The following is a 21,591-nucleotide window of genomic DNA, read 5'->3' on the forward strand; positions in this document are numbered from 1 at the left end:
CCTGTCCCATGGCTCTCCTCCAGCTCTGCCGGAGGCCTAACGCCGCCGGTGGGTTGGAGAGCCGTCCACAGCATCAAGAGCGAAGGCAAGTCGATCACCGAACTGGTGGAGACGATGCTGGCTGAGCGCATCGCGGCGGACGAGGCTCGAGCCTCCGACGACAGGGAGAATCGTCGCGCGGCGGTCGAAGCCATCCTGGCTCGCGTCAGCGCGATGCCGAGATTGGCGACATGGCCAACGGACGACGATTTTTATGACGAGGACGGCCTTCCAAAATGATCGTCGTCGATGCGTCGGCTTTGGTCGTCATCTTGGCCGGAGAGCCGGAGGCAGACGCTTTTATAAAGTTGCTGGTTGAAACACCGTCGCTGTTGTCGCCGCTCGGGTTTTGGGAGACGACAGTCGCCGCGCGCCGCGTCCTCGGCCCCGACGGCCAGCAAAGTCTGCTCGCGCTGATGGATGCTCTTCGCATTGAGATCACTGCCGCAGGCGGAGAGACGGCGCGGATCGCGGTGGAGGCCGAGACAAGGTTCGGCAAACGCACGCCAGCCAGGCTGAACCTGGGCGACTGTTTCGCCTACGCCCTGGCGAAGGAACGCAACCTGCCCCTGCTCTACAAGGGCGACGATTTCAGCCGGACCGACATCGAACCGGCCTTGCCCGTCTGAGATCAGTCGTCGCGGTGGACGCGTTCGCGGCGTTCGTGGCGTTCCTGGGCCTCGACCGACAGGGTCGCCGTCGGGCGGGCCTCGAGACGTCCCAGGCCGATCGGTTCGCCGGTGTCCTCGCAATAGCCGTAGGACCCGTCCTCGATCCGACGCAGGGCGTCATCGATCTTGGAGATCAGCTTGCGTTGACGATCACGGGTGCGCAACTCAAGCGCGCGATCTGATTCCGACGAAGCCCGATCCACCAGATCGGGGTGGTTTTCGGTCTCGGCCTTCAGATTGACCACCGTGCCCTTGGACTCTCGAAGGATGTCGTCCTTCCAGTCCAGAAGCTTTTTCTTGAAATAGGCAAGCTGCCGTTCACTCATGAACGGCTCGTCGTCAGACGGCCGATACGGACCGGTTTCGTCGGACACAACGGACGCCAAAGCGTTCATCGCACTCACGCTCTCTAAGCACGCCCCCCTGTGGCGTATGGGCCGTATAGTGGGGTCCGCGAGTCCCGGCAACGGCGTTCGCGATTCCGTGATCATGATTAGGCGAAGCGTTGAACCGCGTGACATTTGGCGCGCAGTTTTCGCGCTCCGATTTGAAATACTGAAGCTTTCAGCTTTCGGAGCTGCGGCGGCGCATCTCCGCCTTGGCCAGTTCCACCGATGCTCTCAGGTCGATCTGGTCCAGCAGGTCGTTCAGTCCTGCATCCCCGTCATCGGGCCGATCCTCGCGCAACGTCCGGGAGAGTTGCTGCAGCACGGCCTCGTCCGGCTCGCCGGACAACAGGGCCATCTTCATCTCGTCCAGCCGGTCCAGCAGACCTGCGCCCCGTTTCACCGCGCGGCGTCGCTTCTCCAGCGGTCCCTCGATCCCCTGGAGCGCCATCAGGGCCGAGACGTCATTGACCCCCGATGTCGCCGCACTGGCGGAGGCGGCGGACGGCGCGGCGGTCGCGCCGGTCTGGCCCAGCGAAAATCCGGCGCTGGCGCGCGCAGGCTTGCCGCCCGTCGGCGCGCTGGGTCCCGTAGTCCCTGTGACCTTCATCGGCGGAGGCTCCGTCTCATGAGGCCACCCTTTGGCGAACGGAATGACCTTTTGGTTAACGCCCAGGCAAAAACTGCCGCCGCTCCCGCTCTCACCACAGAACGAAGTCAGTTATTTCAGCAACTTGAGCCACGGCACGATCTTCGCATCATAATGAATGAAACGCCTTTGGGACGTCCGACCGATGCAGAATCTGCTTGCCCGCCTTGTCGCGCCTCTCACCGCCTTTGCTGCGCTGGGCCTCGTCGCGTCTCCAGCCCTGGCCCAGTCACGAATCAAGGATATCGCCGCCGTCGAGGGCGTTCGCGGCAACCAACTGGTCGGATACGGCATGGTCATGGGGCTGAACGGAACCGGCGACTCGCTCCGCAACTGCCCCTTCACCCGTCAATCGCTGGAAGGCATGACCGAACGTCTCGGGGTCAATATCCGCGGCGCCAACGCCAACACCAAGAATATGGCCGCCGTCATGGTCTCGGCCGAGCTGCCGGCCTTCGCTACGCCCGGCTCGCGCATCGACGTCAATGTCTCATCCATGTGCGACGCCAAGAGCCTCCTGGGCGGGGCGCTGGTCGTCACCAGCCTCCAGGGCGCCGACGGTCAGGTCTATGCGGTCGCCCAGGGTTCGGTTCAGACCGGCGCCGTCTCGGCTTCGGGCGGTTCAGGCTCGTCGGTGACGCGCGGCGTGCCGACCGCCGGCCGCATCGCCTCGGGGGCCTCGGTCGAGCGCGAGACCGGGTTCGAGATGTCCAATATGAACGAGGTGCGCCTGAACCTCCGCAACCCCGACTTCACCACGGCCCAACGCGTCGCCGCCGTGGTCAACGCCGCCTATCCCGGCACGGCCCTGGCCGAGAACGGCACGGTCGTAACCCTGCGCGCGCCCGGCCAGCTGGGCATGGCGGGTTTCATCAGCCGCGTGGAGAATCTGGCGGTCACGGTCGATTCGCCGGCCAAGGTGATCATCGACGAGGTCAACGGCGTCATCGTCATGGGCGATGCGGTGCGGATCTCGCGCGTCGCCATCGCCCAGGGCAATCTGACCATATCGGTCGATGAACAACTGTCCGTCAGTCAACCTGCCCCCTTCAGCCAGGGCCAGACCGCCGTCATCCCCGACTCCCAGGTCAGCGTCGAAGAGGATCTGGGCACCCAGATGCGGATCGTCGGCGGTGGAACCAGCCTGTCCACCCTGGTCAACGGCCTGAACGCCCTGGGCGTCAGCCCGCGCGACATGATCAGCATCCTGCAGGCCATCAAGGCGTCGGGCGCCCTGCAGGCCGACATCGAGGTGATGTGACCATGACCGACCTGTCTGTCCCTACCGACCTGATCCGCCCCGTGCAGGGCCTGGCCGCCGGCGTCGGCGATGCGACCAAGGCCAAGATCAAGGAAACCGCCGAGGCCTTCGAAGCGTCCTTCCTGTCGCAGATGCTGAAGCCGATGTTCGAAGGCCTGTCGACCGACGGCCTGTTCGGCGGCGGTCAGGGCGAAGCGACCTGGCGCAGCTTCCTGCTGGACGAGATGGCCAAGAAGACGGTCGCAGCGGGCGGCATCGGCCTGGCGGGGCCGGTGATGAACGAAATGCTGAAGATGCAGGAGGGCGCGCAATGAGCGACGCCGAACTCGCCACCGCCCGCGTCCGCCAGTTGCTCGACTTGACGCGCCGCCTGACGGATCGCCTGGCCGCCGAAACGCGGGCCTTCGAAGAAGGCAGGCCCCAGGACGTCGCCGCCAGCCTGGCCGAGACCCAGGAGATGGCCAACCTCTATCGTCGCGACTCCGGCCATGTGAAGGCCAATCCCGCCCTGCTCAGCGGCGGCCTGGCGACCGATCGGATGGCGTTGATCGAAGCCACGCGCGCCTTTGACGCCGTTCTGTCTCGCCATGCCAGCGCAGTCGAGGCGGCGCGGAAGATATCGGAAGGCCTGGTGCGCGCCATCGCCCATGAGGTCGCCGCCGCCCGCACGCCCGCCTCGGCCTATGCCGCCGACGGCCGCGCCGCACAGGGCGATGGTCGCGCCGTCGCCTTCAACCGCAAGGCCTGACTTCGGCGCGTTTCGACAACCGCGGTCGTTGTCGCCGTTGCCGATTTTTTAAGCGCCGCCATGCATGCTGTCGGCATGTCGATGACTGCTCGTCTTCTGGGTCTGGCCTTTGCATCTGCGGATGCGCTCGTCGAGATCGACGCCAAGGGATCCGTGGCCTTCGCCTTGGGGGCCGGACCGTCTCCGGGCCAGGATGTCGGCGCCCTGTGGACCGGCAAGCCGCTGCTCGATTTCCTGCATGAAGGCGCAGGGGCCGTCGAAACTCTGCTGGCCACCAAGCCGGGCGGGCGCAGTCCCGCCACACAGATCCTGATCCGCGTCGGAACGGACCGGGTTCGACGCGCCTCGCTCCGGGCCTTCATCCTGCCTCAGCTGGCCCCCGCCATATCCTGCTCGATCTCCTATGAAGGTCCCGCCATCGCACTGGCGGACGTCGAGACCCCGCCCCTGTCGGATGCGGAAGGATTTCTGGCTCAGGCGGCCTGTATCGTCGAGGGCGCCCCAGGTCTGTCTCTGGCCTTTCTTGATATCAGAGGCCTCGAATGCCTCGGCGGCGAAGTCGCCGACAAGGTGTATCGCCGCATCGAGGCGACGCTGCAGTCCGCCGCCGCGCAGGGCTCCTCAGCCGCCCAGATCACGCCTGAACGTTTCGCCGTCCTGCGTCCCAGCGGCGACACGCGTGACCTGGCGGCCGAGATCGTCGAGGCTGGCCGCGCGGAAGGCGTGGACCTGGGCGCCGAGTCCTTTATCTCCAGCGTTCCCAAAGGCGCCGACACCCTTTGCGTGTTGCGCGCCATGCGGTTCGCCATCGAAGGCTGCCTCAAGGATGACGGCCTGGCCAATCCGCAGATCGCTTTCTCGGACTCGCTGAAACGCACCTTCCGAGACGCCGAGGCCTTCCGCAGCGTGGTCAAATCGCGTGAGTTCCAGGTCCACTACCAGCCCATTGTTCATCTCGCCTCTCGCTCGGTCCACCATTTCGAGGCCCTGGCGCGGTTCAGCTCCAACAACAACGGCCCGGCCAACGCCATCCGCATGGCCGAGGAGCTGGATCTGATCGAATCCTTCGATCTCGCCGTCGCCGAAAAGGTGCTGAAACGCATGCGGGCGCCGGGCGCCGGCCTGCTGAAGATGGCGATCAACGTCTCCGGATCCTCCCTGGGCGACGACACCTATGTCGAACAGTTGCTGCACATGACCGCCGGATCGCCGGCAGAGCGCAAACGCCTGATCGTCGAGGTCACCGAGACGTCAGCCCTGGCCGACATAGAGGCGGCCAACCGCCGCCTGGCCGCCCTGCGCGAAACCGGGATCAAGGTCTGTATCGACGACTTCGGCTCCGGCGCCGCTTCCTACGACTACCTCCGCAAGCTGACGGTCGATGCGGTCAAGATCGACGGCTCCCTGGTGCGCGATCTCGAGACGGACGAATTGGGCCGCGACTTGCTGCGCAATATCGTGGAGCTGTGCCGTTCCATGAAGCTCGAGACCATCGCTGAAATGATCGAGACCGAAGGCGTCGTGACCGAGTTGAAGGCGCTCGGCGTGGAATACGGCCAGGGTTGGCTGTTCGGCCGGGCCGAGGCGGAGCCCCGCACCCAGTTGGCCAGCGCCGCGCCCGTCCGCCGCCGTGGGGCGGTCGAAGCCTGGGGCTGAGATCAGGGATATGACGTATTGACCTGATCAGTCTTCATCGGGCTTGACGCGAATCGCTCCATATACCATCGGTATGCGCGGCCAAGTCCGGGTTGGATGCAGGCCTGAAAACGGCCCGTTCCGAACCTTCATTGGCTCCGGGGCGGGCCGTTTTGCATGACCTCACAGACGCCTTGTTTCACAAGGCCGCCCTTAGTGGGCCGCCGCCGTCGGCAGGTGTTCCTTCTCGAACCGGCCCACCTGATCCACCAGGGTTCGGGCGGCCTGGTTCATGCCGATGACCTCCACCTGGGCGCCCTGGCGGCGATAGCGGAAAACGACCTTGTCCACGGCGGCGACGCCGGTCAGGTCCCACAGATGGGCGTCGGTCATGTCGATCTCGACGCGCTTGGGATGGCCGTGGTGTTCGAAGCTGGCGGCGAACAGATCGGCTGAGGCGAAGAATAGCTGGCCGGTCACGCGATAGCGCAGCACGCCCTCCTCCGGGGTCTCGATCTCGGTCACGGCGATGGTCTTGCCGACCTTGCGCATGAAGAAGACCGCCGAGAGCAGCACGCCCAGGATGACGCCCTTTGACAGGTCATGGGTGGCGACCACGGTGACGGTGGTGGCGATCATGACGACGGACGACTGGAACGGGGTCGAGCGCAGCTTCAGCACCGAGCCCCAGTCGAAGGTGCCGATGGAGACCATGATCATCACGGCGACCAGGGCCGCCATCGGGATCTGGGCGACCCAGTCGCGCAGCACCAGGATCAGGAACAGCAGGAACAGGCCGGCCCACAGGGTCGACAGCCGCCCGCGCGCGCCGGAGGTGACGTTGATGATCGACTGGCCGATCATGGCGCAGCCCGCCATGCCGCCGAACAAGGGCGACAGGATGTTGGCGATGCCCTGGCCGCGGGTTTCGCGATCCTTGTCCGACGGAGTGTCGGTGATGTCATCCAGCAGATTGGCGGTCAGCAGGCTTTCCAGCAGACCGACGAAGGCCAGGGTCGCCGAGATCGGAGCGATGATGGCCAGGGTTTCCCAGGTCAGGGGCACAGCCGGCAGGTGGAACATCGGCAGGGTCGAGGGCATCTGGCCCATGTCGCCGACGGTGCGGACGTCCAGCCCGGTCATCATGACGAAGACGCTGATCAGGATGATGGCGACCAGGGGCGACGGCACCGCCCTGGTCAGGCGCGGGAAGCCGTAGATGACGACCAGGGCGGCCCCTACCAGGGCGAAGGTCTGCCAGTTGGCGCCGATCAGCTCGGGAATCTGGGCCAGGAAGATCAGGATCGCCAGGGAGTTGACGAAGCCGGTCATCACGCTGCGGCTGACGAACCTGATGTAGCGGCCCAGTTTCAGCAGGCCGATGATGATCTGGAACACGCCGCACAGGATCGAGGCGGCGAACAGGTATTCCAGGCCGTGGTCGCGGACCAGACCGACCATCAGCAGGGCCATGGCCCCGGTGGCGGCCGAGATCATGGCCGGACGGCCGCCGACGAAGGCGATGGTCACGGCGATGACGACGCTGGCGTAGAGGCCGACGGCGGGATCGACGTCGGCGATGATCGAAAAGGCGATAGCCTCGGGGATCAGGGCCAGGGCGACGACGGTCCCCGCCAGCAGGTCGCGGCGAGGGTTGGCGAGCCATTGCTGGCGCGCGGAGGCGATAAGGGACATGTGGGGTTCATCTGGGGTCTGCCGCCGACCTGGCGCGCGGCCATGGGTCGTGTGCGGCGGGTTTCCCGGCGGATCGGCGGCCGGGATAGCCACCCGACGCTTCAATCAGGCCGGGTCCAAGGTGAGGCGCGCCTGATGCCCGGTCCCGGCGCGAAAGGCAAGCCGCCTATCCGGCGGTCGGCTTAGCCAGCGAGGGTCGCTCGGCGGCTTTGGCGGCGGCGGTCGCTTCGACGGCGCGCATCACACGCAGCAGGTTCTCGCCCGCCAACTTGCGGATGTCGGCCTCGGTCCAGCCGGCGTCCATCAGGGCGGCGAGGATGCGGGGATAGGCGTCCACCCCGGTCATGCCCTCAGGCAGGCTGCCGATGCCGTCGAAGTCGGCGCCCAGGCCGACGTGATCGATGCCCGCGACCTGACGCACATGCTGGATGTGGGCGACGACGTCGGCCAGGGTCGCCTCAGGCGTCGGGTGGGCGGCGGACCAGGCGGTCAGACCGGCCTCGACGGCGGTCGGATCGCCGGGGTTCAGGGTCTTCAGCCGCGCCTCCTCGCCCGCGCGGTCGGCGTTCCAGGCGCGGACCCGTTCGGAGACGAAGCCGGGAGCCAGGTTGATCATCACGATCCCGCCGTCTTCAGGCATCATCCGCAGCACCCGGTCGGGGACGTTGCGGGGATGGGCCGTGATCGCCCGGGCCGAGGAGTGGGAGAAGATGACCGGGGCGTCGGACACCCGCATGGCGTCCAGCATGGTGTCCTCGGACACGTGGCTGAGGTCCACCATCATGCCCAGGCGGTTCATCTCGCGCACCACATCCTCGCCGAAGGGGCTGAGGCCGCCCCATTTGGGGGCGTCGGTGGCGCTGTCGGCCCAGGTGGTGGTCTTGGAATGGGTCAGGGTCATGTAGCGGGCGCCGGCGCGGTGGAACTCGCGCAGCAGGGCCAGGGAGTCGTCGATGGAATAGCCCCCCTCCATGCCGATCAGGCTGGCGATCCGGCCCGAGGCGAAGACGGCGTCCACCTGATCCGCCGTCGTGGCCAGGCCGAAGACGTCGGGGTGGGCGGCGATGATCCGCTTGGCCGTGTCGATCTGTTCGAAGGTCTCCTCGACCGCCTCCAGCGGGGTCAGGCTGGCGGGGACGTAGACCGACCAGAACTGGCCGCCGACGCCGCCGGCGCGCAGGCGGGCGATGTCGGTGTGGAGCCGGGTCGTCGCCTCGAGATCGGTCGTCAGATCAACGGCGTAGACGTCGTTTCCATACTGCTGGCGCAAGGCCCAGGGCAGGTCGTTGTGGCCGTCGATCAGGGGGGTGGTCTTCAGGATTTCGAGCACGCGGGCCTCACCGGCCGACTGGGCGTGGGCGGCGGTGGCGAAGGCGGCGATGGCCACGCCGGCCAGCAGACGACGGATCATGATGCGACTCCCTGATGTTGCGACGCACACTGACAGACGTCTCAGCCTGCGCAAACCCGACAAACGCTTCCCTGAAATGACATGCGCCGATTCACCTTGATCGTTAGCCGAGCGACAATCACCAATCGTTCATTTCACACTCCTGGATTATTTCGGGGAAACGCGATGACCATTGCGAACACGATCACACTGGCGGTTGTCACCTTCATCGCCATCATAGCGATATGGGAAGTGTTTCGTATGCGCAGCCAAAGGCCTGCTCGCCACGCGCGCCCGAAATGGAGGGGCCAGTACGTCAAGCCGAGGCTGTCGCCCGATACAACTGTGAAACCGAACCTGGCGACGTCCCAGTTAGAAACGGTCATGTCGGCCAAGTTCGAGACGCGGCGGCTGATGTCGCGAAGCGAGGCGACGGTCTTCTATGCCGTTGAGCGCGCGCTCAGGCAATTGAACGTCAAGGGTCGCGTTATGGCCCAGGTGAGCATGGGCGAGATCTTGCGTTCGCCTGACCCCAACGCCTACAGCGCCATCAACAGCAAGCGCGTCGATATTCTGGTGATCTCAACCGACGGCCTCCCTCTAGCGGCCGTAGAGTATCAAGGCGAAGCTCACTATCAGGGCTCAGCCTATGCTCGCGACGCCGTGAAAAAGGCGGCGCTGCAGCGTGCGGGCGTCGCCTATGTCGAGATTACGCCTCAGCACGACGATCAAGACATCCAGCGCGATCTGGCGCGCGTTCTCAAGGCACGTATAGCGACCCCATCGACCGAGCCAGTCTAGCGACTAGCCCGCGCCGACCCTTCCCCCAGATGTAAGAGAAGGGCTAAGACGCACCATGAGCGACGCCGCCTTTTCCGATCCGCTCGACCTGAAGAAGGTCGAGACCCGCGCCTGGTTCGAGCATCTGCGCGACCGCATCCATTCGGCCTTCGAGGCGCTGGAGGATGCGGCGCCCGATGATCTGTTTCCGGGGGAGCCGGGGCGGTTCGTGCGGACGCCGTGGGACCGCGAGGCAGGCGGCGGGGGCGTCATGGGGATGATGCACGGCCGGCTGTTCGAGAAGGTCGGGGTCCATGTCTCGACCGTCCACGGATCGTTTCCGGCCGACTACGCCAAGACGGTGCCGGGGGCGGCGGAGGATCCCCGGTTCTTCGCCACCGGGATCAGCCTGATCTGCCATCCGGTCAGCCCCCGGGTTCCGGCGGTGCATATGAACACCCGTTTCATCGCCACGACCCGGAGCTGGTTTGGCGGCGGGGGCGATCTGACGCCGGCGCTGGACGCGGATCGGCGCCCGGACCACCCGGACACCCTGGCCTTCCACGCCGCGATGAAGGCGGCCTGCGACGCCCATGATCCGGACTGGCACGCCAAGTACAAGGCCTGGTGCGACGAGTATTTCTTCCTGCCGCATCGGCAGGAGCCGCGCGGGACCGGCGGCATCTTCTATGACCACCACGACAGCGGCGACCATGACCGGGACTTCGCCTTCACCCGCGACGTGGGCCTGGCCTTCCTGGACATCTATCCGAAGATCGTGGCCGGGCGGATGGGCGAGGCCTGGACGCCGGAGGAGCGCGAGGAGCAGCTGGTGCGGCGCGGGCGCTATGTGGAGTTCAACCTGCTGTACGACCGTGGCACCATGTTCGGCCTCAAGACCGGCGGCAACGTCGATTCGATCCTCAGCTCCATGCCCCCGGTGGTGAAATGGCCGTGAAGTCCCCCCTTGCGAAGATCCTGCTGCGCCCCCTGGCCACCTCGGCCCTGTTTGCGGTGCTGTACGGGATCTATCTGACCCTGTCGCACCAGCCGCAGATCCCGCTGACCCTGTTCGTTGTGATCGGCTTCTATTTCGCAGCCTCGCTGCTGCTGGAGCGGTTCGTGTTTCCCCGGTTCGGACTCTGATCGAAAAAAGACAGTCTAGATCGTCTAAATCGTCTGAATTCGGCGGCCCGCCCGCCCTTGAAACCGCGTCCCCGAATTGCACTGCGCCGGCGAAAACCGGTGCGATACGCAAAAGCGTGCAGTTTGGCGGCGTGTTTTCCGTTCGATTGTCAAAGACCTGGCGGCCAGTCTAACCGCGCCCGGAAGGGCGATGGGTCGATTGTGGGGATTTCATTGAAAGCCCTTAGAATTCAGAATGCGGTGGAGCGGAATTAGGGGTGCATCCCCCGTCCGCTCATTCCATGGCGGCGACAAAAGCGTCGCCCGCCTTGCTGCGATAGCGTTCGCGATGCCGCAGCAGGCGGAACGGGCGTTCCGGCAGGCTGAAGGCCGCCGTGACCAGACGGCCGGCGGCGACCGAACCATAGGCCACGCTTTCGGACAGGGCCGTGGCCCCCGCCCCCGCCTCGGCCGCCGCCAGCACCGCCTCGTTCGACGGCAGGGTCATGGCGATGGACAGGGCGGCGGGGTCCACGCCCGCGTTTCGCAGCGCCGCCTCCAGGGTCGAGCGGGTGCCGGATCCCGCCTCGCGCAGGACCCAGGCCTGGGTCGCCAGGGTCTGGGCCTCCAGTCGGCGCAGTCCGGCCCAGGGATGGTCGGGCGTGACCAGAACCGCCAGCCGGTCCGAGCCCACCACCGTCTGATCCAGCAAGGGCTGGTCGATCTCGCCCTCGACCAGACCCAGTTCGGCCGCGCCGCTCAACACCCCCTCGGCCACCTCGCGCGTATTGCCGATGGCCACGTCCAGTTCGACGCCGGGATGGGCCGCATGAAAGGCGGCCAATCGGCGGGGCAACCAGGCGCTGGCGATGGTCTGGCTGGCGAAGAGGGTCAGGCGGCCGCGCCGCAGGGCGCTCATGTCCGCAAGCGCCGCCTCGGCCGCCGCTGCGCGGGCCAGCACGGCCCTGGCCTCGGGCAGGAAGGCCTGGCCGGTCTGGTTCAGGACGACGCCCCGGCCGACCCGGTCGAACAGATGCACGTCATGTTCGGCCTCCAGCGCCGCGATGGCGTTGGAGACCGCCGACTGGGTCAGGTTCAGCGCCCGCGCGGCCGCCGTCACATGCTGACGCTCGGCCACGGCGACGAAGATGCGCAGGCGTTCCAGGGTCACGATCAATCTCCAAATCGGATTGAAACGACCATAACAATCCGTTGGACCGGGGTCGAGGGGCCGCCCATCAAGCTGGACCATGAAATCCGCTGCCCCTGACGCCGTTTTGAGTCCTCCCCTGCCCCGCATGATACGGTTGGGCGCGTTCGGGCGCGCGGTGTGGCCCGGCCTGATGATAAGCTTGGTGGTCGCCCTGGCGGCGGTGGGCCTGGGTGGCCTGGAACGCGGGGCGGTCGGCAAGGTCTGGCTGGAGCCGCTGGTGCTGGCCATCCTGCTGGGCGCCGGCGTGCGGGCGGCCTGGACGCCGGACGCCCGGTTCAGGGTCGGGATCGATTTCAGCGCCAAGATTCTGCTGGAGGTCGCCGTGGTCCTGTTGGGCGCCTCGGTCAGCGCGGCGACCCTGTCGTCGCTGGGGCTGGGGTTCGTCGCGGGCGTCTTCGCCCTGGTCGCCGCCGCCATTCTGGCCGGGTTCGGGATCGGACGTCTGCTGGGGCTGAACCCACGCATGGCCCTGCTGGTCGCGTGCGGCAACGCCATCTGCGGCAACTCGGCCATCGCCGCCGTGGCCCCGGTGATCGACGCCGATGGCGAGGAGGTGGCCGCCTCCATCGCCTTTACCGCCGTGCTGGGGGTGGTGGTGGTGCTGACCCTGCCGCTGCTGGGCGGGCTGATGGGGATGAGCGGTTTGCAGTTCGGCGCCCTGGCGGGGCTGACCGTCTACGCCGTCCCTCAGGTGCTGGCCGCCGCAGCCCCGTTCGGCGCGGTCGCGACCCAGACGGGGACGGTGGTCAAGCTGGCGCGGGTGCTGATGCTGGGGCCGGTGATCCTGGTGCTGTCGCTGATCTTCCGGGATCGGGCGGAGGGGGCGAAGGGGCCGGGTCTGCACCGGCTCCTGCCGTGGTTCATCGTCGGTTTTCTGGCGATGATCGCGCTGCGGAACCTGGAGCTGATCCCGCAGGCGGCGCTCGAACCGATGGCGGCGGCCTCCGGCCTGCTGACCGTGGCGGCCATGGCGGCCCTGGGCCTGCAGACCGACATCCGGGCCGTGGCGCGGGCCGGCGGGCGGGTGGTCGCGGCGGTGGTGTTGTCGCTGGCGGCCCTGGTGGGGCTGAGCCTGGGGCTGATCGCGGTGTTGGGGGTTTAGTCCCTTCACGTTCACCCCGAGGAACGAAGCTCTAGGAGATCGCGCGGCCTACAGACTGATCGTCTGCTCAGAATGATAAGCTGAGCCTAGCGCCGCTCGATCGGCCATTTCACAAAGGCCAGAATCCATAAGCCGACAACGTTGACGTAGGGGATCAAGGCGACCACGACCCACCAGCGCGAAAAGCCTATACGTTTCAATACTCGCGAGGCTGGGTAGCCCAACACGAACAGGACGACGCCTACGATAGCCCAGTGAGAAATGCTGAAAGTGCCCACGAAACGCTCTCCACGACCAACTGAGGCTTACGACAATCTTGAGCAGCTTCATGGCCCGCCTGGATTGAAAGCATGCTCTGTTAGAGGTGTCGATGTCCCCCGGTCTGCGCCGCAAAGACGCGGCTTGCCAGAGGATGACGAAAGTAAGGATCAGATCCCGCTGCCCTGGTCCTCGACCGGGGGCGGGGTCAGCAGCAGGAAGGCGCGGATCCAGGCGGTGAGGACGGCGCGGTCGTTGGGGCGTTTCAGGCTGTCGAGCGCGGCCTCGGCCAGGGGTTCGGGGATGCGCGAGCCGCGCCGGACCTCGACCAGGGCGGCGGCGTAGTCGGGCTGGAATTCCGGGTGACACTGGAAGGAGATGGCGTCCTGGCCCCAGGCCAGGCCGGCGTAGGGGGTGAAGCCGCTGGAGGCGATGACGCGGGCGTCGGGCGAGACGGCCACGACCTGATCCTGATGCGAGACGGGGATGGCGAGGGTGCGGGCGCGGGGGTGCATCCAGGGCTCGGTCCCGTGCACGTCGTAGCGGTGCAGACCGACGCCCCAGCCCTTGTCCGACTTCTCGACCGCGCCGCCGAAAGCGTGGGCCAGGACCTGATGGCCGAAACAGATGCCGACGATCCGGGTCCGGCCGCGCGCCGCGCGCAGCCAGTCGATCAACTGGGGAATCCACGGCAGGTCGTCATAGACGCCGGCGGCCGAGCCGGTGACGATCACTCCCTGAAAGGCGGCGGGGTCTGACGGCAGATGGCCGGACTGGACGTCGAACCGGGTGGTCGGGACGTTTTCGCCCAGCAGGGCGCGGAACCGGGCCGGATAGTCGTCGAAACTGTCCTTCAGGGCCTCGGGCGGATGGCCGGTTTCCAGAATGGCTATGCGGGTCATGACCCGACCATAGACAAGGGGCGCGCCGATCAGAAGGACCAGATTTCAGCCCGGCCGCCCGGATCGCCCAGACGCTCGGCGACCCAGCCGCACACCTGGCGCGCCGCGTCCTCGGCGCCCGGCGGCGGATTGACGATCACCAGGGCGCAGCCGTTCATCTTCATCGGATTGGTCAGGGGACGCAGGCGGGCCTCGGCGACCAGGGTCGGGCCGGCCTTGGGCTGCAGCCGGCGGATGAAGCCGTCGAAGGTCTCCAGATCCTTCAGCGGGGTCCAGATCGCCACGGTCGCGGTCGGGTCGCGGCGGACCACCGCCAGGGCGGTTTCGGCCGAACGGATATAGTCGTCGGGCTTTTCGAACGGGGGGTCGATCAGGATCAGGGGCGCCTTGGCCCGCGCCGCCTCGGCCGTGGCCAGGGCGTAGCCGTCGCCCTCGCGCGCCTCGGCGTTTGGGCGATCCGCGAGGGCCTGATCCAGCAGGGCGCGGACGGGCGGGTTCAGCTCATAGCCGACATAGGTTCCGCCCGCCCCGAGGGCGTCAGCGATCAGCAGGGGCGAGCCGGGATAGAAGCGGGCGCCGCCGTCGGGGTTCAGCGCCGCCACTCGGTCCGCCAGAGCCTGCATCAGGGGCGGCAGATCCGGGTCGGTCATCAGACGCGCGACTCCGGCCTCGGCTTCCTTGGACCGGACGGCGTCGCCGGACAGATCATAAAGGCCGGCGCCGGCGTGGGTGTCGAGCACCGTCAGCGGGCCCGCGGCCGCGCGGGTCTTCACCAGCCACAGGACCAGGGCGTGTTTGACCAGGTCGGCGAAGTTTCCGGCGTGGAAGCTGTGGCGATAATTCATGCCGCCTCGTGTCGCGCCGGGCGCGCGGGGTCAAGGGGAAGCGGCGGCTGGAACCCGGCGACCCCACCCGGCGTTCGTTGCTGGTCTTGGGGCGGGTCTGGGGCAAGCCGCTGAAAGACCAATGAAAAGGAAGGCCGCTGATGGCGGACGGATCGCACGGCGTCGATATTGCGGTCGAGGTTCCGCAGGGGCTGAGCTGGTGCAGCGACGACAACCCCGGCCTGACCCGCCGCCGCGCCGGCAAGGGCTGGTCCTATCGCGACCCCAAGGATCAACCGGTCAAGGACGCCAAGGTTCTGGACCGGATTCGCGCCCTGGCTATTCCGCCCGCCTGGACCGACGTCTGGATCTGCCCCAAGGCCAACGGCCATATCCAGGCGACCGGGCGCGACGCGAAGGGGCGCAAACAGTACCGCTATCACGCCGGCTGGAGTTCGGCCCGGTCGGAGAACAAGTTCGACAAGCTGCCGGCCTTTTCGCGCGCCCTGCCCCGGCTGCGCGCCCAGGTGGAGCATGATCTGGGTCTGAGGGGGCCGGTGAAGGACAAGGTGCTGGCGACCGCCGTGCGCCTGTTGGAGATCACCCTGATCCGGGTCGGCAATGCGGCCTATGCGCGGGAGAACCGCAGCTATGGGCTGACCACCCTGAACAAGCGGCATCTGGAGGTGGACGGCGCGGCCCTGACGTTCGAGTTCCGGGGCAAGAGCGGCAAGGACCACCGGGTCAGCGTCCGCGACCGGCGACTGGCGCGGGTGGTGCGGGCGCTGGAGGAACTGCCGGGCCAGCACCTTTTCAAATACCGCACGGCCGACGGGGAGCTGTGCCCCGTCACCTCGGACGATGTGAACGCCTATATCCGCGCGGCCATGGGCGACCAGTTCTCGGCCAAGGATTTCCGCACCTGGGCGGGCACGGTCTCGGCGGCGCGGGCCCTGCGCGAGATGGAGCCCCCGACCTCGCCGACCGACGCGAAGCGGAAGATCACCGTCTGCGTCAAGGCGGTGGCGGGCCTGCTGGGCAATACGCCGACAGTGTGCCGGACCTCCTACGTCCATCCGAAGGTGATGGCGCTGTACGAGAGCGGCGGGCTGAAGAACGCCCTGCCGGGACCGGACACCAAGGGGTTCGAGACGGCGCTGATCCGGCAGTTGGCCGCAGCCTGAGCGTCAGCCCTTCATCCGCCAGGTCGCGCCGTCGGGGCCGTCCATGACGACGACGTTCAGTGCGTTCAGGCGGTCGCGGATGCGGTCGGCCTCGGGCCAGTCCTTGGCGGCGCGGGCGGCGGCGCGTTGCTCCAGCAGGGCCTCGACCTCGATACGCAGGGCGTCGGAGACGTCGCCCTCCAGCCAGGCGGCCGGGTCGGACTGAAGCACCCCCAGAATGGAAGCGCAGGCCATGAGGCGGGCGCGGGCCTGGGCCACGGCGTCCAGATCGCCCGCCGTCATGCCGCGCTCGATCTCGCTGGACAGGGCGAACAGGCTGGCCATGGCGCCGGGGGTGTTCAGGTCGTCCTCGATGGACTTCATGAAGTCGACGGGGGGATCGAGATCCAGAACCTCGACGCCGTCGGAGCGGTGCAGGGCGCCGTACAGGCGATCCAGCGACTTCTTCGACTGGTCCAGCAGCCCCTGGTTCCAGTCCAGCGGCTGGCGATAGTGAGCCGACAGAAGCGCCCAGCGGACGACCTCGCCCGGCATGGCCTGGACCAGGTCGTGCAACAGCAGGACGTTGCCGACCGACTTGGACATCTTCTCGGCGTCCACGGTCAGGAAGCCGTTGTGCATCCAGTAGCGGGCGTATTCGTCGTGGGCCTTGTCGCCGTGGGCATGGCCGCGGGCGCAGACGCCCTGGGCGATCTCGTTCTCATGGTGAGGGAAGACCAGGTCGATGCCGCCGCCGTGGATGTCGATGGGCAGGCCCAGGGCCTGTTCGATCATGGCCGAGCATTCGATGTGCCAGCCGGGACGCCCCTCGCCCCAGGGCGAGGGCCAGGAGGGCTCGTCCGGCTTGGACGGTTTCCACAGGACGAAGTCGTGCGGGTTCTTCTTGTAGGGCGCGACCTCGACCCGGGCGCCGGCGATCATGTCGTCCAGGTTCCGGCCCGACAGGGCGCCGTAGGACGGATAGGAGGAGACGTCGAACAGGACGTGGCCCTCGGCCGCATAGGCGCAGCCGGCGTCGACGATGGCCTGGATCTGGGCGACGATGGCCGGGATATAGTCGGTGACGTGGGGGGCGAGGTCGGGCGGCGAGACGTTCAGCAGGCCCATGTCGGCGAGATAGGCGGCCTCGTAGCGGGCCGTGACCTCGCCGATCGGCACGCCCTCGCGGGCGGCCTTCTGGTTGATCTTGTCGTCCACGTCGGTGACGTTGCGAGCGTAGATCACATGATCCGCGCCATAGGTCCGGCGCAGCAGCCGCACCAGGACGTCGAACACCACCGGCGGGCGCGCATTGCCGATATGGGCGTAGTCATAGACCGTCGGGCCGCAGACATAGAGGGTCACCCGGTTCGGATCGCGCGGTTCGAACAGGCGCTTTTCACGGTGCAGGGTGTCGTGGATGTGCAGCGGCATAAGATAGGTGGACTTCGTTTTCTTGCAGGACGGAGGGTCCGTCCCATATAGCGGCCTGATATACAGTCCCGACGGATTGTAGAAGCTATACCGGGCGGCTCCGACCGCCCCGGCCGGAAAATCGAGTTCATGAGCGTCATCCCCGCCAAGCCCGTCCTCGTCAGCGACGAAACCGCAACGGTTCAGAAGTCTGGCCGCCCGTCGCGCGAGCAGGCGCTGGATGCCGTGCGCACCCTGATCGCCTGGGCCGGGGACAATCCGGACCGTCCGGGCCTGATCGACACGCCCAAGCGGGTGGTCGACGCTTACGGCGAATGGTTCGACGGCTATGAGGCCGACGCGGCCAAGGAGCTGTCGCGCACCTTCGAGGACGTGACCGGCTATGACGACATGGTCATCCTGCGCGAGATCGAGGTGGAGAGCCATTGCGAGCACCACCTGGCCCCCTTCCTGGGCAAGGCCTATGTCGCCTATCTGCCCGGCGAGAAGGTTGTCGGCATCTCCAAGCTGGCGCGGGTGGTGGAGATCTTCGCCCGACGTCTGCAGAATCAGGAAACCCTGACCAACGACATCATCGAGGCCATCGAATCGCACCTGCAGCCCAAGGGCGTCGCGGTGATGATCGACGCCGCGCACCAGTGCATGACCACGCGCGGGGTGCATCACCGGCATGTTTCGACCGTCACCACCCGGTTCACCGGCGCCTTCAAGTCCGATCCGGCCCTGATGGACCGTTTCCTGAAGCTGGCGAAGGCGTAAAGCCTCGCCTGTCGCGGGTAATTGACATTCCGGAACGCCGGATCGTTTAGAACCGCTTTACAAGCACGCATCGGGACGCCAAGAACCGAACAAGCTCTCGGGCGATCCATAGGGAAATGTCGGCGCGGATCGCGGCCGGCGGTAACGGAGATTAGGCATGGCTGCGAAGATCGGCGGTTCCGGTGGGGACAAGCACACGATCGAACAGACGGCGGATATCAACATCACGCCGTTCATCGACATTCTGCTGGTGCTGATGATCATCTTCATGGTCGCCGCGCCCATGGCGACCGTGTCGATCCGTCTGGACCTGCCGCCCGCACAGCCGCCGTCACCGGACAAGCCCGAGAAGGAGCCGGTGTACATCACCATCCAGGAAAACGGTCAGCTGTTCCTGTCGGACAAGCAGACCTCGATCGACAATCTGGCCGCCGACGTCTGCACCGCCCTGGGCGGCGGCGCCTGCCAGGAAGAGCGCGTCTTCGTCCGCGCTCAGCCGGAAGTGAAATATTCGCAGTTCATGGAAGTCATGAACAAGATGCAGGAGAACGGCTTCTTCAAGGTCGGCCTGCTGAACGAAGACATCGAATAGGACCGAGGTTCTATCCCGGATCAGGGCCGCGTTCCGAAAGGGACGCGGCCTTTTTCTTTGCGGCAAGGCTTGCTCCCGCGCACGCTGACCGCCTTGATGCCAAATCGGCTGTTCGAGGAGTCCGCCCATGCGTCGTCGCACCTTCCTGTCCGCCCTGCCTGCCGGAGCCCTGGCGGCGACGGCCGTCCAGGCGCGACAGTCGTCTCCGACCGCCAAGCCGACCGAGGCGGTCCCCGCCCCTGCCCGTCCCGCCGATCCCTATGCCGGCGTCGGCATGGGCGACCGGGTGACGGGACCGAAATTCATGGGCCGCTCGACCGTCTGGGGCGCGAACGGGGCGGCGGCGACGGCGCATCCGGCGGCCAGCCTGATCGGGATCGACACCCTGAGGCGCGGCGGATCGGCCATCGACGCGGCCATCGCCATCAATGCGGCCCTGGGCTTCCTGGAGCCGGTGGCCAACGGCATCGGCGGCGACGCCTATTGCCTGCTGTGGGACCCGAAACAGAAGACGGTGGTCGGGCTGAACGGGTCCGGCGCCAGTCCGCGAGGCCTCAGCCTGGAGATCGCGCGGTCCAAGGCCATCGAAGGCTATCTGCCGCGTTATGGGGCGGTGACGGTGAATGTGCCGGGCACGGTGGACGCCTGGTGGAGCGCGCATCAACGCTACGGCAAGCTGCCGTGGAAGGATGTGCTGCTGCCGGTCGCCGAGCTGTGCGAACAGGGCGCGCCCGTGCCCCAGGTCATCGCCTATTACCTGGAACGCAATATGGCGGCCTTCGACCGGGGCGTGATCCCCATCGAGGAGAACGACAATAGGAAGCGCATCTGGGCCGCCGGCGGGGCGACGCCCAAGGTGGGCGAGGTTTTCGCCAACCCCTTCCTGGGCCGGACCCTGCGGATGATCGCCGAGGGTGGGCGCGACGCCTTCTATGACGGCCCCATCGCCGACAGCATCGAGGCCTATTTCAAGCGGATCGGCGGCTGGATGACCCGCGCCGACATGGCCGCCCACCGCACCGAATGGGTCGAGCCGATCCGGACCAATTATCGCGGCGTGGACGTCTTCGGCCTGGGGCCCAACACCCAGGGCCTGTCGACCAATCAGATCCTGAACATCTGCGAACAGTTCGACCTGAAATCCATGGGCTTCCAGTCCGCCGCCTCGCTGCACGTCCAGGCCGAGGCCAAGCGGCTGGCGTTCGAGGACCGGGCGCGCTGGTTCGCCGACGACCGATTCTCCAAAACCCCGGTCGAATGGCTGAACTCAAAGGCCTATGCCGCCGAACGGGCCAGGCTGATCCGGCCGGACCGGGTGATGGACCGGGTCATGCCCGGCGACGCCCCGCACCATGGCGACACCACCTATTTCAGCGTGGCCGACAGCGACGGGATGATGGTCAGCTGGATCCAGTCCAACTATCGCGGCATGGGCTCGGGCCTGGCGCCGGACAATGGATCGGAGCCCCTGGGCTTCATGTTCCAGGACCGGGGCGAGCTGTTCGCCCTGAGCGACGGCCATCCCAACGTCTATGCGCCCGGCAAGCGGCCGTTCCAGACCATTATTCCCGGTTTCGCGGTCAAGGACGGCGAGCCCTGGATGGCCTTCGGCGTCATGGGCGGCGCCATGCAGCCCCAGGGCCAGGCCCAGATCATCATCAACATGGTCGATTATGGGCTTGAACCCCAGGCGGCGGGGGATGCGCCGCGCTGGCAACACTATGGCTCGTCCGAACCGACCGGCCAGGCGCAGGAGGGGACCGGGGTGCTGCACCTGGAGAGCGGCGTGCCCGAGGCGACCAAGGCGCAGTTGCGAGCGATGGGCTGGACCCTGGGCGAGCCGGACGGCGGGTTCGGCGGCTATCAGAACGTCATCAAACAGATGAACCCCGGCGGACGCTGGACCTATGGCGCGGCGACCGAGATGCGCAAGGACGGGATCGCCATCGCCTATTGAGGGCGGGGATGTTATGATCGGGTCATGAAGATCGGCGCTCAGGGTCAGGTCATTATTCCGGCGGAACTGGTGGAACAGGCCGGTTTCGGGCCTGACGACGAGTTGTCGGTCCGGATCGACAGCGGCGTCCTGACCATTCGCGCGGCCAACGACCGACCGCACGCGGCGAAAGACCGCGGGCGCGCACTGATTGAGCATATGCAACGGTATCGTTCCGCCCTGAACATGACGACGGACGACGTCATGGCGATGACGCGGGGCGAATGAGGGTTCTGATCGACAGCAATGTGCTGATCGACCTGATCGACGAGACGCTGTCTTGGCATGACTGGTCTGCGAGCCAAGCCTCAGCGATCCTGAATGCGGAAGGGACGCTGGTGATCAATCCGATCATCTATGCGGAGGTCTCAATTCCGTTTCTTAATGCAGACACGGTGGAAGCACTGCTGGCTCCGTTTGATCGCGAAGGCCTGCCGTTCGAAGCCGCCTTTCTGGCCGGCAAGGCTTTTCAGGCCTATCGTCGGCGGGGCGGTGTTCGGACTTCGCCCCTGCCTGACTTCTTCATCGGCGCCCACGCCCTGGTCGCCGGATACAGGCTGCTCACGCGCGACGGAGCGCGGTATCGTACCTATTTTCCCGAGCTTGAGCTGATCGCGCCATGACCCGTGACGAGGTCCGCGCCCTGCTGCTGTCGTTTCCCGGCGTCGAGGACGGCGTCTCCTATGGCGAGCCATCGTTCAAGGTGGCGGGGAAGTTCTTCACCTGGCTGCGTCCGAAGCTGGACGACAGTATCGTGGTGCATCTGGATAACCTGGATGAGCGCGAGCTGCTGATCGAGATGGACCCCGCGACCTTTCACTTCACCGACCACTACCGCGACCACCCGATCGTGCTGGCGCGGATCGCTGCGGTCGATCCCGTCTGGCTGAAGGCGGCGCTGGAAAGGCGGTGGCGCAAGGTGGCGCCGAAGCGGCTGGTGAAGGACCACGACGCCGCTTGACCTGACGT

Annotated in this window: 25 protein-coding genes and 1 other annotated feature; of the genes, 17 read left to right on the forward strand and 8 right to left on the reverse strand. The window is 66.7% G+C overall.

The window, feature by feature from the left end; all coding sequences use genetic code 11:
• Window positions 1-279 (forward strand): type II toxin-antitoxin system VapB family antitoxin (locus AC07NC_RS11050; RefSeq protein ID WP_494569574.1); only part of this gene is annotated, 279 nt, incomplete at its 5' end.
• Window positions 276-668 (forward strand): type II toxin-antitoxin system VapC family toxin, encoded by a 393-nt coding sequence (locus AC07NC_RS11055; RefSeq protein WP_494569575.1) that lies wholly within the window; start codon window positions 276-278, stop codon window positions 666-668. The genes AC07NC_RS11050 and AC07NC_RS11055, both read left to right, overlap by 4 nt.
• A 2-nt stretch (window positions 669-670) precedes the next feature.
• On the opposite strand, the gene dksA is transcribed toward AC07NC_RS11055, so the two are convergent.
• Entirely contained in the window at window positions 671-1,105 is a 435-nt protein-coding gene (gene dksA / locus AC07NC_RS11060) for an RNA polymerase-binding protein DksA (protein ID WP_081836181.1), read from the reverse strand.
• A gap of 169 nt (window positions 1,106-1,274) precedes the next feature.
• Window positions 1,275-1,706: a flagellar assembly protein FliX gene (locus AC07NC_RS11065; RefSeq protein WP_008260169.1), complete on the reverse strand. Its 432-nt coding sequence runs from the start codon at window positions 1,704-1,706 to the stop codon at window positions 1,275-1,277.
• 184 nt (window positions 1,707-1,890) lie between these two features.
• Here AC07NC_RS11065 and AC07NC_RS11070 point away from each other — a divergent pair, with 184 nt between their 5' ends.
• The 4 genes from AC07NC_RS11070 to AC07NC_RS11085 all read left to right on the forward strand — a co-directional run bounded on the left by AC07NC_RS11070 (window position 1,891) and on the right by AC07NC_RS11085 (window position 5,410).
• On the forward strand, window positions 1,891-3,006 hold the full coding sequence (locus tag AC07NC_RS11070) for a flagellar basal body P-ring protein FlgI (RefSeq protein ID WP_035308278.1): 1,116 nt from the start codon (window positions 1,891-1,893) through the stop codon (window positions 3,004-3,006).
• A 2-nt stretch (window positions 3,007-3,008) separates the two neighbouring features.
• Complete coding sequence (locus tag AC07NC_RS11075; RefSeq protein ID WP_008263546.1) at window positions 3,009-3,320, forward strand: rod-binding protein; 312 nt, start codon at window positions 3,009-3,011, stop codon at window positions 3,318-3,320.
• Window positions 3,317-3,754, forward strand: coding sequence for a hypothetical protein (locus tag AC07NC_RS11080; RefSeq protein ID WP_008259237.1), 438 nt, complete (start codon window positions 3,317-3,319; stop codon window positions 3,752-3,754). Before AC07NC_RS11075 ends, AC07NC_RS11080 begins: the two co-directional genes overlap by 4 nt.
• A gap of 81 nt (window positions 3,755-3,835) precedes the next feature.
• A complete protein-coding gene (locus tag AC07NC_RS11085) occupies window positions 3,836-5,410 on the forward strand; it encodes an EAL domain-containing protein (RefSeq protein ID WP_230307527.1) in 1,575 nt (524 codons plus the stop codon).
• Between the two features lie 192 nt (window positions 5,411-5,602).
• Here the strand turns inward: AC07NC_RS11085 and AC07NC_RS11090 are convergent, their stop codons facing one another.
• Entirely contained in the window at window positions 5,603-7,084 is a 1,482-nt protein-coding gene (locus AC07NC_RS11090) for a SulP family inorganic anion transporter (protein ID WP_494569576.1), read from the reverse strand.
• A 59-nt stretch (window positions 7,085-7,143) separates the two neighbouring features.
• Window positions 7,144-7,205, reverse strand: a sequence feature (sul1 is cis-regulatory element that is thought to sense ions involved in sulfur or methionine metabolism; They are found in Alphaproteobacteria).
• 45 nt (window positions 7,206-7,250) lie between these two features.
• Window positions 7,251-8,495, reverse strand: coding sequence for a dipeptidase (locus AC07NC_RS11095; RefSeq protein WP_494569577.1), 1,245 nt, complete (start codon window positions 8,493-8,495; stop codon window positions 7,251-7,253).
• A gap of 165 nt (window positions 8,496-8,660) precedes the next feature.
• On the opposite strand from AC07NC_RS11095, the gene AC07NC_RS11100 reads away from it, so the two are divergent.
• From AC07NC_RS11100 to AC07NC_RS11110, 3 genes are read left to right on the forward strand one after another with little or no spacing between them, the layout of a single operon-like run.
• On the forward strand, window positions 8,661-9,275 hold the full coding sequence (locus tag AC07NC_RS11100; RefSeq protein WP_494569578.1) for a DUF2726 domain-containing protein: 615 nt from the start codon (window positions 8,661-8,663) through the stop codon (window positions 9,273-9,275).
• A gap of 55 nt (window positions 9,276-9,330) precedes the next feature.
• Window positions 9,331-10,212, forward strand: coding sequence for an oxygen-dependent coproporphyrinogen oxidase (gene hemF / locus AC07NC_RS11105; protein ID WP_494569579.1), 882 nt, complete (start codon window positions 9,331-9,333; stop codon window positions 10,210-10,212).
• Window positions 10,209-10,400: a hypothetical protein gene (locus AC07NC_RS11110; protein ID WP_494569580.1), complete on the forward strand. Its 192-nt coding sequence runs from the start codon at window positions 10,209-10,211 to the stop codon at window positions 10,398-10,400. Before hemF ends, AC07NC_RS11110 begins: the two co-directional genes overlap by 4 nt.
• 274 nt (window positions 10,401-10,674) lie before the next feature.
• Here the strand turns inward: AC07NC_RS11110 and AC07NC_RS11115 are convergent, their stop codons facing one another.
• The gene (locus AC07NC_RS11115) at window positions 10,675-11,550 is read right to left on the reverse strand and encodes a LysR family transcriptional regulator (protein WP_494569581.1); all 876 of its coding nucleotides are present in this window, start codon (window positions 11,548-11,550) and stop codon (window positions 10,675-10,677) included.
• Between the two features lie 172 nt (window positions 11,551-11,722).
• On the opposite strand from AC07NC_RS11115, the gene AC07NC_RS11120 reads away from it, so the two are divergent.
• On the forward strand, window positions 11,723-12,694 hold the full coding sequence (locus tag AC07NC_RS11120; protein WP_494569582.1) for a YeiH family protein: 972 nt from the start codon (window positions 11,723-11,725) through the stop codon (window positions 12,692-12,694).
• 428 nt (window positions 12,695-13,122) lie between these two features.
• On the opposite strand, the gene AC07NC_RS11125 is transcribed toward AC07NC_RS11120, so the two are convergent.
• Together AC07NC_RS11125 and rlmJ are read right to left on the reverse strand one after the other, a co-directional pair.
• Window positions 13,123-13,854: a glutamine amidotransferase-related protein gene (locus AC07NC_RS11125; protein WP_492070951.1), complete on the reverse strand. Its 732-nt coding sequence runs from the start codon at window positions 13,852-13,854 to the stop codon at window positions 13,123-13,125.
• 29 nt (window positions 13,855-13,883) lie between these two features.
• Window positions 13,884-14,699 (reverse strand): 23S rRNA (adenine(2030)-N(6))-methyltransferase RlmJ, encoded by an 816-nt coding sequence (rlmJ, locus tag AC07NC_RS11130; RefSeq protein WP_494569583.1) that lies wholly within the window; start codon window positions 14,697-14,699, stop codon window positions 13,884-13,886.
• Between the two features lie 140 nt (window positions 14,700-14,839).
• Here rlmJ and AC07NC_RS11135 point away from each other — a divergent pair, with 140 nt between their 5' ends.
• The gene (locus tag AC07NC_RS11135) at window positions 14,840-15,862 is read left to right on the forward strand and encodes a DNA topoisomerase IB (protein WP_494569584.1); all 1,023 of its coding nucleotides are present in this window, start codon (window positions 14,840-14,842) and stop codon (window positions 15,860-15,862) included.
• A 3-nt stretch (window positions 15,863-15,865) separates the two neighbouring features.
• Here the strand turns inward: AC07NC_RS11135 and cysS are convergent, their stop codons facing one another.
• A complete protein-coding gene (gene cysS / locus AC07NC_RS11140) occupies window positions 15,866-17,275 on the reverse strand; it encodes a cysteine--tRNA ligase (RefSeq protein ID WP_494569585.1) in 1,410 nt (469 codons plus the stop codon).
• A gap of 129 nt (window positions 17,276-17,404) precedes the next feature.
• Between cysS and folE the strand changes: the two genes are divergently transcribed.
• From folE to AC07NC_RS11170, 6 genes are all read left to right on the forward strand, one after another.
• A complete protein-coding gene (folE, locus tag AC07NC_RS11145; RefSeq protein WP_494569586.1) occupies window positions 17,405-18,034 on the forward strand; it encodes a GTP cyclohydrolase I FolE in 630 nt (209 codons plus the stop codon).
• A 157-nt stretch (window positions 18,035-18,191) separates the two neighbouring features.
• Window positions 18,192-18,626, forward strand: a complete 435-nt coding sequence (locus AC07NC_RS11150; protein ID WP_494569587.1) for a biopolymer transporter ExbD — start codon at window positions 18,192-18,194, stop codon at window positions 18,624-18,626.
• Window positions 18,627-18,753: 127 nt separating this feature from the next.
• A complete protein-coding gene (locus tag AC07NC_RS11155) occupies window positions 18,754-20,583 on the forward strand; it encodes a gamma-glutamyltransferase family protein (protein ID WP_494569588.1) in 1,830 nt (609 codons plus the stop codon).
• A gap of 24 nt (window positions 20,584-20,607) precedes the next feature.
• On the forward strand, window positions 20,608-20,850 hold the full coding sequence (locus AC07NC_RS11160) for an AbrB/MazE/SpoVT family DNA-binding domain-containing protein (protein ID WP_494569589.1): 243 nt from the start codon (window positions 20,608-20,610) through the stop codon (window positions 20,848-20,850).
• On the forward strand, window positions 20,847-21,245 hold the full coding sequence (locus AC07NC_RS11165; protein ID WP_494569590.1) for a type II toxin-antitoxin system VapC family toxin: 399 nt from the start codon (window positions 20,847-20,849) through the stop codon (window positions 21,243-21,245). The genes AC07NC_RS11160 and AC07NC_RS11165 overlap by 4 nt, the downstream gene beginning before the upstream one ends.
• Entirely contained in the window at window positions 21,242-21,583 is a 342-nt protein-coding gene (locus AC07NC_RS11170) for an MmcQ/YjbR family DNA-binding protein (protein ID WP_494569591.1), read from the forward strand. Before AC07NC_RS11165 ends, AC07NC_RS11170 begins: the two co-directional genes overlap by 4 nt.
• Window positions 21,584-21,591 lie beyond the last annotated feature (8 nt).

This window comes from Brevundimonas sp. GW821-FHT10A07 (genome assembly GCF_059415785.1).

Bases quoted from the DNA above. Each gene is read 5' to 3' on its own strand.
- AC07NC_RS11155 (WP_494569588.1), top strand. From the start codon at position 18,754: ATGCGTCGTCGCACCTTCCTGTCCGCCCTGCCTGCCGGAGCCCTGGCG.
- folE (WP_494569586.1), top strand. From the start codon at position 17,405: ATGAGCGTCATCCCCGCCAAGCCCGTCCTCGTCAGCGACGAAACCGCA.
- AC07NC_RS11080 (WP_008259237.1), top strand. From the start codon at position 3,317: ATGAGCGACGCCGAACTCGCCACCGCCCGCGTCCGCCAGTTGCTCGAC.
- AC07NC_RS11075 (WP_008263546.1), top strand. From the start codon at position 3,009: ATGACCGACCTGTCTGTCCCTACCGACCTGATCCGCCCCGTGCAGGGC.
- AC07NC_RS11085 (WP_230307527.1), top strand. From the start codon at position 3,836: ATGACTGCTCGTCTTCTGGGTCTGGCCTTTGCATCTGCGGATGCGCTC.
- AC07NC_RS11065 (WP_008260169.1), bottom strand. From the start codon at position 1,706: ATGAAGGTCACAGGGACTACGGGACCCAGCGCGCCGACGGGCGGCAAG.
- AC07NC_RS11070 (WP_035308278.1), top strand. From the start codon at position 1,891: ATGCAGAATCTGCTTGCCCGCCTTGTCGCGCCTCTCACCGCCTTTGCT.
- hemF (WP_494569579.1), top strand. From the start codon at position 9,331: ATGAGCGACGCCGCCTTTTCCGATCCGCTCGACCTGAAGAAGGTCGAG.
- rlmJ (WP_494569583.1), bottom strand. From the start codon at position 14,699: ATGAATTATCGCCACAGCTTCCACGCCGGAAACTTCGCCGACCTGGTC.
- AC07NC_RS11125 (WP_492070951.1), bottom strand. From the start codon at position 13,854: ATGACCCGCATAGCCATTCTGGAAACCGGCCATCCGCCCGAGGCCCTG.
- AC07NC_RS11165 (WP_494569590.1), top strand. From the start codon at position 20,847: ATGAGGGTTCTGATCGACAGCAATGTGCTGATCGACCTGATCGACGAG.
- cysS (WP_494569585.1), bottom strand. From the start codon at position 17,275: ATGCCGCTGCACATCCACGACACCCTGCACCGTGAAAAGCGCCTGTTC.
- AC07NC_RS11170 (WP_494569591.1), top strand. From the start codon at position 21,242: ATGACCCGTGACGAGGTCCGCGCCCTGCTGCTGTCGTTTCCCGGCGTC.
- AC07NC_RS11160 (WP_494569589.1), top strand. From the start codon at position 20,608: ATGAAGATCGGCGCTCAGGGTCAGGTCATTATTCCGGCGGAACTGGTG.
- AC07NC_RS11090 (WP_494569576.1), bottom strand. From the start codon at position 7,084: ATGTCCCTTATCGCCTCCGCGCGCCAGCAATGGCTCGCCAACCCTCGC.
- AC07NC_RS11120 (WP_494569582.1), top strand. From the start codon at position 11,723: ATGATAAGCTTGGTGGTCGCCCTGGCGGCGGTGGGCCTGGGTGGCCTG.
- AC07NC_RS11150 (WP_494569587.1), top strand. From the start codon at position 18,192: ATGGCTGCGAAGATCGGCGGTTCCGGTGGGGACAAGCACACGATCGAA.
- AC07NC_RS11100 (WP_494569578.1), top strand. From the start codon at position 8,661: ATGACCATTGCGAACACGATCACACTGGCGGTTGTCACCTTCATCGCC.
- AC07NC_RS11135 (WP_494569584.1), top strand. From the start codon at position 14,840: ATGGCGGACGGATCGCACGGCGTCGATATTGCGGTCGAGGTTCCGCAG.
- AC07NC_RS11055 (WP_494569575.1), top strand. From the start codon at position 276: ATGATCGTCGTCGATGCGTCGGCTTTGGTCGTCATCTTGGCCGGAGAG.
- dksA (WP_081836181.1), bottom strand. From the start codon at position 1,105: ATGAACGCTTTGGCGTCCGTTGTGTCCGACGAAACCGGTCCGTATCGG.
- AC07NC_RS11095 (WP_494569577.1), bottom strand. From the start codon at position 8,495: ATGATCCGTCGTCTGCTGGCCGGCGTGGCCATCGCCGCCTTCGCCACC.